The organism is Amycolatopsis sp. cmx-4-61 (assembly GCF_046548775.1).
GTDB lineage: Bacteria > Actinomycetota > Actinomycetes > Mycobacteriales > Pseudonocardiaceae > Amycolatopsis.
The window spans coordinates 121,682-133,941 of the sequence record NZ_JAEBEI010000008.1 but is presented as its reverse complement, the minus strand read 5'-3'; the positions used below and the strand labels follow the sequence as shown (position 1 = coordinate 133,941).

Here is a 12,260-nt window from a genome sequence, read left to right as displayed (position 1 = left end):
ACTGTGTTTCCCTACTCCCCTGCTCCTGTGCCGTTGCTCGCGCCGGACTCCCCGGCCAGCGCGGCGACCACGGCTTCCGCGGTGCGCCTGCCGAAGCCGGGCACCGCCTCGATCTCTTCGACCCTGGCCTGCTTGAGCTTCTTCACCGAGCCGAAGTGCTTGATCAGCGCGGTGCGGCGAGCCTGCCCCAGGCCGGGCACACTGTCCAATTCGGACGTGATCAGCCGCTTGGAGCGCTTCTCGCGGTGGTAGGCGATGGCGAACCGGTGGGCCTCGTCCCGCAGCCGCTGCAGCAGGTACAGCCCCTCCGACGTGCGGGGCAGGATCACCGGATCGGGGTCCGCGGGCAGCCAGACCTCCTCCAGCCGCTTGGCCAGCCCGACCACGGAGATGTCGGTGATGCCGAGTTCGGCCAGCACGTCCGCGGCCGCCGTGGCCTGCGGGCCCGCGCCGTCGACGACCAGCAGGTTCGGCGGGTAGGCGAACTTCTTCGGCCGCCCGGTCTCCGGGTCGAGACCCGGCGTGCTCGACTCTTCCGCGGTTTCCTTGAGGTAGCGGTAGAACCGCCGCCGGACGACTTCGGCGATCGAAGCGACGTCACCCTCGGTGGCCGCCTCCCGCAGCGCGAACCGCCGGTACTCGGACTTGCGCGCGAGCCCGTCCTCGAACACGACGAGCGACGCGACGACGTCGCTGCCCTGGATGTGGCTGATGTCGATGCACTCGATGCGCAGCGGCGCGGTGTCCAGGCTGAGGAACTCCTGCAGCTCGGTCAGCGCCGCCGAGCGGGCCGTGAGGTCGCCGGCGCGGCGCAGCTTGTGCTGCGTGAACGCCTCCCCCGCGTTGCGCTGCACGGTCTCGGCCAGCGCCTTCTTGTCGCCGCGCTGGGGCACTCGCAGCTGGACGCGCGAGCCGCGCAGCCCGGACAGCCACTCCGCGACCGCCTCCGCGTCGGCGGGCAGCTCCGGCACCAGCACCTCGCGCGGGACGACCGGGCCGGCGTCCACGTCGTCGCGGGCGTCGAGGTCGGCCTCGTCGCCGTAGAACTGGGTGAGGAAGTGGTCGACCAGCGCCGGGACGTCCATCTCCTCGGCCTTGTCGATGACCCAGCCGCGCTGGCCGCGGACCCGGCCGCCGCGCACGTGGAAGACCTGGACGGCGGCTTCGAGGTCGTCGTGGGCGAACGCGACGACGTCGGCGTCCGTGCCGTCGCCGAGCACCACGGCCTGCTTCTCCATGGCGCGGCGCAGCGCGCCGAGGTCGTCGCGCAGCCGGGCGGCGCGCTCGAACTCCAGCTCCTCGGACGCCGCGGCCATCTCGGCTTCGAGGCGCTTGATCATGACGTCGGTCTTGCCCGCGAGGAAGTCGCAGAAGTCCTCGACGATGTCGCGGTGCTCGTCGGCCGAGACCCGGCCCACGCAGGGCGCCGAGCACTTGTCGATGTAGCCGAGCAGGCAGGGCCGGCCGATCTGGCCGTGCCGCCGGAACACCCCGGCCGAGCAGGTGCGCGCCGGGAAGACGCGCAGGAGCAGGTCGAGCGTCTCGCGGATGGCCCACGCGTGCGCGTACGGGCCGAAGTAGCGGACGCCCTTCTTGCGCGGGCCGCGGTAGACGTGCAGCCGCGGGAACTCCTCGTTCAGCGTCACCGCGAGCACGGGGTAGCTCTTGTCGTCGCGGTAGCGGACGTTGAACCGCGGGTCGAACTCCTTGATCCAGTTGTACTCGAGCTGGAGCGCTTCGACCTCGGTGGTGACGACGGTCCATTCGACGCTCGCGGCCGTCGTCACCATCTGGCGGGTGCGCGGGTGCAGGCCGGAGAGGTCGGCGAAGTAGGAGTTCAGCCTGCTGCGGAGGCTCTTGGCCTTGCCGACGTAGATGACCCGCTTGGTCGCGTCACGGAATTTGTACACGCCAGGGGCATCCGGGATGCTCCCCGGCGAGGGACGGTAGGTGGTCGGGTCAGCCACTCCCCCAGCCTATTTGCCACCACCGACAGTTCTCGCGCACCCCCGTCCGGCGGTGCTTCCGGGCGCCCCGTGCCCGATCCGCCGGAAGTCGGGTCTTCGCCCGGTTCCGACCTTCGTCGGTGTCCGCGCCGGTGACCCGGTGGTTACTTTCCGACGGCGATCCGGTCCCCCACCGAAAGGATCACCGTCGTGAGCCTCCTCCGCTCCCTCGGCGCCGTCTCCGCGGCCGCCGTCGCCCTCACCCTCGCGGGCGGCGCGGTCGCCTCCGCGAACGTCCAGCCGAACATCGTCGGCGGCACGACCGCGCCGTCCGTCTCCTGGGGTGCCCAGGTGTACGTCAACACGCCCGGGCGCGACTACCAGGGCTTCAACTGCTCGGGCACGGTCGTCGCCAGTCGCTGGGTGCTGACCGCGGTGCACTGCCTCGACTCCGACGGCTCGGGCATGTACGTCCGGGTCGGCAGCAACACGCTGCTCTCGGGCACGAAGATCGCCGTCGACAACGAGTACCAGTCCCCGAACGGCGACATCGCGCTGCTGCACCTGGCGTCGGCGACGAGCGCGGCGCCGATCCCGCTGGGCAGCTCCGACCCGGCCACCGGCAGCACCAACCAGATCTACGGCTGGGGCCGCACCACCCCGACCGGCCCGCCGGCGACGTCGCTGAAGACGGCGAACGTCCAGGTGACCGGCCGGTCCACGGACGCCTACGGCGGCCGGGCGATCCAGAGCGTCGGCGTCAACGGCTCGGCGTGGAAGGGCGACTCGGGCGGGCCGGAGGTGGCCAACGGCGTGCAGGTCGGCGTCGCGTCGACGGTCCAGAACCAGAGCGGGTCGAACACGCGCGGCACGAACAACTACGCCAGCGTGGCGGCCAGCCGGTCCTGGATCCGGACGACCGCGGGCGTGTGAGTTCGGCGGGGCGGCGCCGCGGCGCCGCCCCGGTTCTGTCGGTGGCGTGTGGGATGCTCGCGGGCATGCGGATCGCCACCTGGAACGTGAACTCCATCGTCCCCCGCCTGCCCCGCGTGCTGGAGTTCCTGGAGGGGACGGCGCCGGACGTGCTGTGCCTGCAGGAGCTGAAGACCACGACGGAGAAGTTCCCGCTGGCCGAGGTCGAGGCGCTGGGGTACGAGGTGGCGGCGTACGGGCTCGGGCGCTGGAACGGCGTCGGGATCGTCTCGCGGGTGGGCCTGGCCGACGTCGTCCGCGGCCTGCCGGGCGAGCCTTCGTTCGAAGGTGCGGCGGAAGCGCGCGCGGTGGGCGCCACCTGCGGGGGCGTGCGGGTGTGGTCGGTGTACGTGCCCAACGGGCGTGAGCCGGACAACCCGCACTACGCGTACAAGCTCGAGTGGCTGGCGTCGCTGCACTCGCTGGTGGCTTCGGAGGTGTCGTCCGGGCCGTTCGCGGTACTGGGCGACTTCAACGTGGCCCCGACGGACGCGGACGTCTGGGACATCGCGCTGTTCGCGGAGTCGACGCACGTGACGAAGCCGGAGCGCGACGCCCTGGCCCGGCTGCGGGACCTGGGGTTGTCGGACGTGTTCCCGCGGCCGCTGAAGTACGACCACCCGTTCACGTACTGGGACTACCGGGCCGGGAACTTCCCGAACAACAAGGGCATGCGGATCGACCTGGTGTACGGGAACGAGGCCTTCACCTCCGCCGTCACGGATTCCTATGTGGACCGGAACATGCGGAAGGGGAAGGGGCCGTCGGACCACGCCCCGATCGTGGTCGACCTGGACCTCTGAGGCCCGGCGCTCAGGAGGTGGCGGCGCGGTGCAGTTTCCGCAGCGCCCGCACCGCCTCCACCGCCCGGTCCCGGTCCACGGACTGCACGGCCATCACCGCGTGGTACTCGTCGTCCGGCAGCTCCAGCCGGGCCCACGAAGCGCCGTCCGGGAAGCTCACCGACAGCACCTCGCTCCACGCGAACCGCCGGGTGATCAGCACGTTCCGGACCTCGATGCCCTCGGCGTCCGCGCGCACCCGGGCGATCGCGAACAGCATCACCCCGCACGCCAGCAGGATGCCGATGCCCACCATCGCCGCCTGGTCGGAACGCTGGAAGCGCACGCCCGTGTCGCCGTTGCGCAGCAGCACCGCGACCACCACGAACACCGCCAGCAGGGCCACCGCCAGCACGCTGCACATGATCATCGCCCGGCGCGGGCGGATCACCAGGAGAGTCTGCACGCTCATTGGAAACCTCGTTCGGTCCACGGCTGGCGCAGGCTCCGCAGCACGTGCGCGGAGTCCAGGGCCGCCACCGTCGCCTCGTAGCCCTTGTCTTCCTTCGCGCCCGGACGGCCCGAGCGGTCGACCGCCTGCTCGTGCGTGTCGCACGTCAGGACGCCGTTGCCGACCGGGGTGCTCTCGTCCAGCGCGACCCGGGTCAGGCCCGCCGTCACCGCGTCGCACACGTACTCGAAGTGCGGGGTGCCGCCGCGGATGACCACGCCCAGCGCGACCACCGCGTCGTGGTTGCGGGCCAGCGCCTGCGCCACCACCGGCAGCTCGACCGCGCCCGCGACGTGGACGACCGTCGGCTCCTCTTCGAGCTCGGCCTCGCGCGCCGCGACCAGCGCCCGCTCCAGCAGGACGTCGGTGATGTCCGCGTTCCAGCGGGTGGCGACGATGCCGAGCTTCAGCGACTTGCAGTCGGAGAGATCCAGCTTGGCCTCGGGTCGGCCTTCGCCGCTCACAGTGCTCCCCCATCCGCGTGCTCGGCGGCCGCGCCGACCTGGTCGTAGTGCTCCAGCTGGGCCAGGTCGTGCCCCATCCGGTCCCGCTTGGTGCGCAGGTAGCGCAGGTTTTCCGGGTTCGGCGAGATCGGCAGCGGCACGCGCCCGGTGACGCGCAGGCCGTAGCCCTCGAGGCCGATCCGCTTGGCCGGGTTGTTCGACAGCAGCCGCATGGTGCGGACGCCGAGGTCGCAGAGGATCTGCGCGCCGGTGCCGTAGTCGCGGGCGTCGGCCGGGACGCCGAGCGCGAGGTTCGCGTCGACGGTGTCCGCGCCGTCGTCCTGCAGCTGGTAGGCCTGCAGCTTGTGCAGGAGGCCGATGCCGCGGCCTTCGTGGCCGCGGATGTAGAGCACGACGCCGCGGCCTTCGGCGGCCACCGCTTCCAGCGCCGCCTCCAGCTGCGGGCCGCAGTCGCAGCGCAGCGAGCCGAAGACGTCACCGGTGAGGCACTCGGAGTGGACGCGGACCAGGATGTCCTGCCCGTCGCCGATTTCGCCGTAGACGAACGCCACGTGCTCGATGCCGTCCAGCAGCGAGTCGTAGCCGACCGCGCGGAACGTGCCCGCGGCCAGGGGGATCCGCGCCTCGGCGACCCGCTCGACCTGCTTCTCGGTGCGGCGGCGGTAGGCGATCAGGTCGGCGATGGTGATGATCGCCAGGCCGTGGTCGGCGGCGAAGACCTCGAGCTCGTCGCGGCGGGCCATGTCGCCTTCGTCCTTCTGCGACACGATCTCGCAGAGCACGCCGGCGGGGGCGAGCCCGGCCATCCGGGCCAGGTCGACCGACGCCTCGGTGTGGCCGGGGCGGCGCAGCACGCCGCCCTCCTTGGCCCGCAGGGGCACGACGTGCCCGGGACGGCGGAAGTCCTTCGCCGTGGACGCGGGGTCGGCCAGCAACCGGATGGTGTGCGCGCGGTCGGCCGCGGAGATGCCGGTGCTGATGCCCTCGGCGGCGTCGACCGTGACGCTGTACGCGGTGCCGCGCGCGTCCTGGTTCGTGTGGTACATCGGGGGCAGGTCGAGCCGGTCGGCCTCGGACTCGGTCAGCGCCACGCAGACGTACCCCGAGGTGTAGCGGACCATGAACGCCAGCAGCTCCGGCGTCGCCTTCTCGGCGGCGAAGATGAGGTCGCCCTCGTTCTCGCGGTCCTCGTCGTCGACCACGACGACCGGGCGGCCGGCGGCGATGTCGGCGATCGCGCGCTCGATGGCGTCCGCGTCGAACACCGCCCCGGCGCCGCACGGGGTCCAGCCCGCTTCGGGCGTGGGTGCACTCGACTCACTCATGACCGCTCCTCCGTGCCAGTGTTCCGAGTGTCACTGTCCCGATTCTGCATCTGGTCGCGGATGTGGGCCTCGGCCAGCTTTTCCACGTACTTCGCGACCACGTCGACCTCGAGGTTGACCAGGTCGCCCGCCTCGCGGCGGCCCAGCGTCGTCGCCTCGAGGGTGGTGGGGATCAGGGCGACCGAGAACTGCTCGTCGCCGATCGCCGCGACCGTCAGCGAGACGCCGTCGACCGCGATCGAGCCCTTTTCGACCACGTACCGGGACAGGTGCTTCGGCAGCGCGAACGTCGTGACGCCGTTCTCGTCGCGGCCGAGGAACACGCCGGTCCCGTCGACGTGGCCCTGCATGATGTGGCCGCCGAGCCGGCCGCCGGCCGGGGTGGCGCGCTCGAGGTTGACGCGGTCGCCGACCGCGACCTTGGCCAGGCTCGACCGCTGCAGCGTCTCGTTGACGACGTCGACGGTGAATTCGCCGCCCGCCACCTCCACGACGGTCAGGCAGACCCCGCTGACCGCGATCGAGTCGCCGTGCCCGGCGTCACTGGTGACCAGCGGCCCGCGAACCCGCAGCCGGGCCGCGTTGGTCAGCTGCTCGACCGCGGTGACTTCGCCGATCTCCTCGACTATGCCGGTGAACACGTGCACTGCCTCCTCGTGAGCCGTGAGCCGGTCCTTCCATCCAACACCCGCCGGGGCCCGGTGGCTTCTCCGGTGCCGCCGCGAGTGTCAGCCGGCCCGGCCACGGGCCGCCTGCTCGCGCAGCGCGGCGACCGCCTTGCCCGGGTCGGCGGCGCCGTAGACGGCGGATCCGGCCACGAAGCAGTCGACACCGGCCTCGGCGGCCTGCTCGATCGTGTCGGCGTTGATGCCGCCGTCGATCTCGACGAGCAGCTTGAGGTGCCCGGTGTCGACCAGCCGCCGCGCGACGCGGACCTTCTCGAGGACGTCGGCGATGAACGACTGCCCGCCGAAGCCCGGCTCGACCGACATGACCAGCAGCGTGTCGTAGTGCTTGAGCGCTTCCAGCCACGGCTCGAGCGCGGTGCCCGGCTTGATCGACAGGCCCGCCTTCGCGCCCGCGGCCCGCAGGTTCTTCGCCAGCGCGACCGGATCCTTCGCGGCCTCGGCGTGCACGGTGACGTTGTGGGCGCCGGCCTCGGCGTACCCGACCGCCCAGCGGTCCGGGTCGTCGATCATCAGGTGGCAGTCGATCGGCAGGTCGGTGCTGTCGATCAGTGCCTTGGCGACGGGCAGGCCGAGGGTCAGGTTGGGCACGAAGTGCGCGTCCATGACGTCGACGTGGACCCAGTCGGCGCGGGCCTCCCCGGTGCCGGCCACGGCGGCGATCTCCTCGCCGAGCCGGGCGAAGTCCGCCGCGAGGATGCTGGGTGCGATCAAAGGTCGGTCTGCCACGTCCCGAGTGTAGGAGGACGGCGCTAACGGTCGCTAACCGGTTGTGACCAGGATCTGGCTCCCGAGAGGGAGGTCACGGGCCACGGTCGCGCCCTAACCTCGGCCGCATGTCCGGATTCCTGACGTCCCTGGCACGGCTCGGCAGCTACCGCAGCGTGCCCTACGCCGTCGCGTGCGCGGTCCTCACCGTGCCGGTGTCCCCGTTCGCCCTCGCCGCGGCGGTGTCCGTCGAGGCCGACTCCCGTGTGCGGGCCCTGCTCGCCCTGCTGGCCCTCGCGGTGCTGATGGGGCTGCTGGGCCTGCTGGGACCGGTCCGGCGGATCGGCACCGGCTTGGCGAACACCCTGCTCGGCACGGCGATCCCGGCCCCGGACGGGCGCCCCGGCGCCGGTGCGCGGCTGCGCTCGGGCCTGTGGCTCGCGCTGCACACGGCGGCCTCCGGGATCCTGCTCACCGTGCTCGCCTTCCTCGGCCTCGGCCTGCTCGTGCCCGCCGTGTGGCTGACCGGCGGCCAGGACTCGATCAGCCTCTTCTGGGACGACGTCCCGCTCGGGGCGTGGACGGTCCCGTTCGCGGTCGTGCTGCTCTTCGCGGCGCTGGTGCTGTCCGCGGGCGCCACCCACGGCTTCCGCGCCGGCGCGGAGGCGCTGCTGGGCCCGTCCGGCACCGAACGCGCCGCGCTGGCCGAACGCCGCTCGGCCGTGCTCGCCCAGCGCAACCGGCTGGCCCGCGAGCTGCACGACTCGATCGGGCACACGCTCACGACGTCGACGATCCAGGCCGCCGCCGCGGCCGAGCTGGTGGAGGCGGACCCGGCCCAGGTCCGGCGCGCACTCGGCACGATCGAAGAAGCCTCCCGAAGCGCGCTCGAGGACCTCGACCACGTCCTGGGGCTGCTTCGCGAAGAGCCGGCCGCGAAGGCGCCGACCCGCACGCTGGCCGAAGTTGACGTGCTCGCCGTCCGCGCCCGCGAAGCCGGGCTCGACGTCCGGCTGACCGTCACCGGGCCGGTCGCCGCGCTGCCCGCGACGGTGTCGCGCGAGGGCTACCGGATCGTCCAGGAGGGCCTGACCAACGCCTTGCGCCACGCCGGCCCCGGCGCCGTCGACGTGCGCGTCGAGGCCGGGCCGGACCGCCTCGGCATCGCGGTCGTCAACGCGCTGCCCGGCGACGGGCCGCGGACCGGGCGGCGCGGGCTGGCCGGGCTCGCCGAGCGCGTCGAAGCGCTGCGCGGTGAGCTCGACGCCGGCCCGGACGGGCAGCAGTGGCGGCTGCGCGCGACCATCCCGCTGCGGGCGGCCACGTGACGCCCACGGTGCTGCTCGCCGACGACGAACCGCTGGTCCGCACCGGGCTGCGGGCCCTGCTGGAGCAGCAGGGCCTGGCGGTGGTCGGCGAGGCGGCCGACGGCGGCGAAGTCCTCGAGGCCGTGCGGCGGACCTGCCCGGACGTCGTGCTGATGGACGTCCGGATGCCCCGCGTGAACGGCATCGAAGCCACCCGGCAGGTGCTCGCGGCGCTGGCCGAACCGCCGAAGATCCTCGTCGTCACGACGTTCGACAACGACGACTACGTCCACGAAGCGCTGCTGGCCGGGGCCAGCGGGTTCCTGCTGAAGCGGGCGCGCAAGGAGGAGATCGCGCACGCGGTGCGGACGGTCGCGGCCGGCGAGTCCCTGCTGTTCCCGGAGGCGATCCGGCGGCTGGTGAGCGGCCGTCCGGCGGGCGGGAAGCACGCGCGGGCGGCGAAGACGCTGACCCGCCGCGAAGCCGAGGTGCTGCGGCTGATCGCCACCGGACTGTCCAATCAGGACATCGCGGCGGCGCTGGTGATCAGCCTGGAGACGGTGAAGACGCACGTGGGCAACATCTTCGCCAAGCTCGGGGCCGGGAACCGCAGCCAAGCAGTGGTCATAGCGTACGAATCGGGCATCGTCCGGCCGGGGCACCTCGGCGGTCAATAACCGACGTGCTCCCGGTCACCCGCGGGGAGTCATGAGTTCGGCCAGCGGACACCCGGGCGTCACCTTCAGTCTCTTCGCACCACACATGCGGGAGGACTAATGGGCCGTGTCCGAAATCCGGGCACTTACCTCCCGAAGTCCCCCAATGAGGAGAAACATGGCTTCGCTGTTCGCCGGCCGCCGCCGGTGGCTGGTCGTGGGCGCGCTCGGCGCCGCGCTGGTCGCCGCCGCCCCGGTCGCCCTGGCCACCAACGGCTCCGACGACGCCGACGCGCGTTCGGCCGCCGGCACCGGTGACCGCACCGCCGACGTCCGGGCCGCGATCCAGGGCGGCCACGCCCGCAACGTCATCCTGTTCATCGGCGACGGCATGGGCCAGTCGGAGATCACCGCCGCCCGCAACTACGAGCGCGGCGCGGCCGGCCGGCTCGCGATGGACGAGCTGCCGCTGACCGGCGATTACACGACCTACGCCGTGGAGCAGAACAACCCGGCCAAGCCGAACTACGTGACCGACTCGGCCGCGTCCGGCACCGGCTGGGCCACCGGCACCAAGACCTACAACGGCGCCATCTCCGTCGACGCGTACGGCAACGACGTGCCGACCATTCTCGAGATCGCCAAGCGCAACGGCCTGCGCACCGGCGACGTCACCACCGCCGAGGTCCAGGACGCGACCCCGGCCGTGCTCGGCTCGCACGTCGTCAACCGCGACTGCAAGGGCCCGGTCGAGACGACCGCCAAGTGCGCGAAGAACGCCAAGGAGAACGGCGGCCTCGGCTCGATCGCCGAGCAGCTGGTGCAGACCCGCCCCGACGTCCTGCTGGGCGGCGGCGCGAAGTACTTCAACCAGCAGGTCACCGCGGGCAAGTACCAGGGCAAGACCGTGCTGGACCAGGCCAAGGCGGCCGGCTACACCGTCGTGAACACCGCGGCCGACCTGGCGGCGGCGAAGAAGGGCAAGCCGGTCCTCGGCCTGTTCGCCGACGGCAACATGCCGGTGAACTGGAGCGGCCCGGCGGCCGTGCACGGCGGCACCGCGCCCACCCGCTGCGCCCCGAACCCGAAGCTGCCCGCGACCCAGCCGAAGCTGGCCGACCAGACCCGCAAGGCGCTGGAGCTGCTCGACGACCGCCGCAGCGACAAGGGCTTCTTCCTGCAGGTCGAGGGCGCGAGCATCGACAAGCAGGACCACGCGGCCGACCCGTGCGGCCAGATCGGCGAGACGGTCGACTTCGACGCGGCGATCGCGGCGGGCACGGCGTTCGCCCGCAGCCACCCCGACACGCTGGTGCTGGTGACCGCGGACCACGGCCACAGCAGCCAGATCGTCGAGCCCACCGCCACGCCGGGCCTGACCGCGACCCTGATCACCAACGAGGGCGCGAACATGACGCTGGCGTACGGCACCGCGGAAGCGGGCGGCTCGCAGTCGCACACGGGTACGCAGGTGCGCATCGCGGGTCTCGGCCCGCAGGCGGCGAACATCGTCGGCCTGACCAACCAGACCGACCTGTTCGGCACCTTGAAGCGAGCCCTCAAGCTGCGCTGAGTGGTGGGGTGCACCCCCGGGTTTTTCCGGTGGTCTCCCCGATACCCCCTGGTGTCCGGTTTCCCTAGCGTGGGGAAGACCGAGACACCAGGGGGTTTTCTCATGCGGAAGTCATTGCGGGCCGGCACGGCCGGCACACTCGTGGCGCTGCTCGCCGTCACCACGGCGGCGCCGGCGCTCGCCGCGGCCACGAGCCCGGTCCAGGCGAGCCTGGACGTGCTGACGGCCCAGGACGGCGTACCGGGGGCGGCGGCGGTCGTCCAGGACGGCCGGCGGACACAGGTCACCCGCAGCGGCAAGGGCGATGTCGCCACCGGAAAAGCGTTCCCGCGCAACGGTTCCTTCCGCGTGGGCAGCGTGACAAAGTCGTTCGTGGCGACGGTCGTGCTGCAGCTCGTGGCGGAGGGCCGGGTGCGGCTGGACGCGCCGGTTTCGCGGTACCTGCCGGGCCTGCTGCCCGACGCGCGCATCACGGTCCGGCAGCTGCTGCAGCACACGAGCGGAATTCCGGACTACCTGCAGGACTTCGACCTGGGCAACCCGGAGGCACTGCGCCACCGCGGCGCCGAGCCGGCGGAACTGGTGGCGCGGGCGCTGAAGTACCCGGCGCTGTTCCCGCCGGGCACGGGCTGGTCGTACTCGAACACGAACTACATCGTGGCGGGGATGCTCGTGGAACGCGTGACCGGCCATCCGCTGGACACGGAGATCACCCGCCGCATCACCCGCCCACTGGGCCTGTACGACACGTACCTCCCCGGCCGAGGTGACGAGAGGCTCCCGGCTCCGCACGCGGTCGGCTACTTGCCGCTCGACGGAAAACTGGTCGACTTCAGCGACTTCGACGCAACGATCGCCTGGGCGGCGGGCGGCCTGGTCTCGACCCCGGCGGACCTGGACCGGTTCTACGGAGCGTTGCTGGGCGGCCGGCTGCTGGGACCGGCGGAGCTGGCGGAGATGCGCCGCACGGTCCCGGCGGACCTCGGCATCCCCGGCGCGCGGTACGGCTTGGGCCTGGGCAGCATCCCGCTGTCGTGCGGAGTGGTGTGGGGGCACGAAGGGGGCATCATGGGCTTCACGAACTTCGCGGGGGTGGGCCCGGAAGACCGGCGGGCGACGGTGGTGCTGAACGAGAACCCGACCCCGGCCGACACCGGACAGCACCTGCTGGCGGCTGTGGATGCTGCGGTTTGTTCCTAGGTTTGCGGGCCGGAATTGTCGGTGGTCGCCGGTAGAGTGGAAGACGGGGGGCGCCCCCGCGGGCGGGTGAACTTTTCGGCGAAGCGGCGGCCCCGGTTCACCCGCGGCGGCGATCCACCGCAACGGCGGC

General features: G+C 72.3%; 12 protein-coding genes. 6 read left to right on the top strand and 6 right to left on the bottom strand.

The window, feature by feature from the left end:
* Nucleotides 1–11: 11 nt before the first annotated feature.
* Nucleotides 12–1,967 carry an excinuclease ABC subunit UvrC gene (uvrC, locus tag ACLJOU_RS23460; protein ID WP_410569910.1) on the bottom strand — a complete coding sequence of 652 codons (1,956 nt, stop codon included), beginning with the start codon at nucleotides 1,965–1,967 and terminating at the stop codon, nucleotides 12–14.
* Nucleotides 1,968–2,156: 189 nt separating this feature from the next.
* Between uvrC and ACLJOU_RS23455 the strand changes: the two genes are divergently transcribed.
* Complete coding sequence (locus ACLJOU_RS23455) at nucleotides 2,157–2,879, top strand: S1 family peptidase (RefSeq protein ID WP_410569908.1); 723 nt, start codon at nucleotides 2,157–2,159, stop codon at nucleotides 2,877–2,879.
* Nucleotides 2,880–2,944: 65 nt separating this feature from the next.
* Entirely contained in the window at nucleotides 2,945–3,721 is a 777-nt protein-coding gene (locus ACLJOU_RS23450; protein ID WP_410569906.1) for an exodeoxyribonuclease III, read from the top strand.
* Nucleotides 3,722–3,731: 10 nt separating this feature from the next.
* Here the strand turns inward: ACLJOU_RS23450 and ACLJOU_RS23445 are convergent, their stop codons facing one another.
* The 5 genes from ACLJOU_RS23445 to rpe form a co-directional block, all read right to left on the bottom strand.
* Nucleotides 3,732–4,172 (bottom strand): PH domain-containing protein, encoded by a 441-nt coding sequence (locus tag ACLJOU_RS23445; RefSeq protein ID WP_410569905.1) that lies wholly within the window; start codon nucleotides 4,170–4,172, stop codon nucleotides 3,732–3,734.
* On the bottom strand, nucleotides 4,169–4,675 hold the full coding sequence (gene ribH / locus ACLJOU_RS23440; RefSeq protein WP_410569903.1) for a 6,7-dimethyl-8-ribityllumazine synthase: 507 nt from the start codon (nucleotides 4,673–4,675) through the stop codon (nucleotides 4,169–4,171). The genes ACLJOU_RS23445 and ribH overlap by 4 nt, the downstream gene beginning before the upstream one ends.
* Nucleotides 4,672–6,000, bottom strand: coding sequence for a bifunctional 3,4-dihydroxy-2-butanone-4-phosphate synthase/GTP cyclohydrolase II (locus tag ACLJOU_RS23435; RefSeq protein WP_410569902.1), 1,329 nt, complete (start codon nucleotides 5,998–6,000; stop codon nucleotides 4,672–4,674). Before ACLJOU_RS23435 ends, ribH begins: the two co-directional genes overlap by 4 nt.
* Nucleotides 5,997–6,641, bottom strand: coding sequence for a riboflavin synthase (locus tag ACLJOU_RS23430; RefSeq protein ID WP_410569900.1), 645 nt, complete (start codon nucleotides 6,639–6,641; stop codon nucleotides 5,997–5,999). Before ACLJOU_RS23430 ends, ACLJOU_RS23435 begins: the two co-directional genes overlap by 4 nt.
* An 87-nt stretch (nucleotides 6,642–6,728) precedes the next feature.
* The gene (gene rpe / locus ACLJOU_RS23425) at nucleotides 6,729–7,400 is read right to left on the bottom strand and encodes a ribulose-phosphate 3-epimerase (RefSeq protein WP_410570285.1); all 672 of its coding nucleotides are present in this window, start codon (nucleotides 7,398–7,400) and stop codon (nucleotides 6,729–6,731) included.
* A 122-nt stretch (nucleotides 7,401–7,522) separates the two neighbouring features.
* Here rpe and ACLJOU_RS23420 point away from each other — a divergent pair, with 122 nt between their 5' ends.
* The 4 genes from ACLJOU_RS23420 (at nucleotide 7,523) to ACLJOU_RS23405 (ending at nucleotide 12,130) form a co-directional block, all read left to right on the top strand.
* A complete protein-coding gene (locus ACLJOU_RS23420; protein ID WP_410569899.1) occupies nucleotides 7,523–8,722 on the top strand; it encodes a sensor histidine kinase in 1,200 nt (399 codons plus the stop codon).
* Nucleotides 8,719–9,378, top strand: coding sequence for a response regulator (locus ACLJOU_RS23415; protein ID WP_410569897.1), 660 nt, complete (start codon nucleotides 8,719–8,721; stop codon nucleotides 9,376–9,378). Before ACLJOU_RS23420 ends, ACLJOU_RS23415 begins: the two co-directional genes overlap by 4 nt.
* Before the next feature lie 157 nt (nucleotides 9,379–9,535).
* On the top strand, nucleotides 9,536–10,930 hold the full coding sequence (phoA, locus tag ACLJOU_RS23410; RefSeq protein ID WP_410569895.1) for an alkaline phosphatase: 1,395 nt from the start codon (nucleotides 9,536–9,538) through the stop codon (nucleotides 10,928–10,930).
* 102 nt (nucleotides 10,931–11,032) lie between these two features.
* Nucleotides 11,033–12,130, top strand: coding sequence for a serine hydrolase domain-containing protein (locus tag ACLJOU_RS23405; protein ID WP_410569894.1), 1,098 nt, complete (start codon nucleotides 11,033–11,035; stop codon nucleotides 12,128–12,130).
* Nucleotides 12,131–12,260: the final 130 nt, after the last annotated feature.

Bases quoted from the DNA above. Each gene is read 5' to 3' on its own strand.
- ACLJOU_RS23405 (WP_410569894.1), top strand. From the start codon at position 11,033: ATGCGGAAGTCATTGCGGGCCGGCACGGCCGGCACACTCGTGGCGCTG.
- ACLJOU_RS23420 (WP_410569899.1), top strand. From the start codon at position 7,523: ATGTCCGGATTCCTGACGTCCCTGGCACGGCTCGGCAGCTACCGCAGC.
- ACLJOU_RS23435 (WP_410569902.1), bottom strand. From the start codon at position 6,000: ATGAGTGAGTCGAGTGCACCCACGCCCGAAGCGGGCTGGACCCCGTGC.
- phoA (WP_410569895.1), top strand. From the start codon at position 9,536: ATGGCTTCGCTGTTCGCCGGCCGCCGCCGGTGGCTGGTCGTGGGCGCG.
- ACLJOU_RS23450 (WP_410569906.1), top strand. From the start codon at position 2,945: ATGCGGATCGCCACCTGGAACGTGAACTCCATCGTCCCCCGCCTGCCC.
- ACLJOU_RS23445 (WP_410569905.1), bottom strand. From the start codon at position 4,172: ATGAGCGTGCAGACTCTCCTGGTGATCCGCCCGCGCCGGGCGATGATC.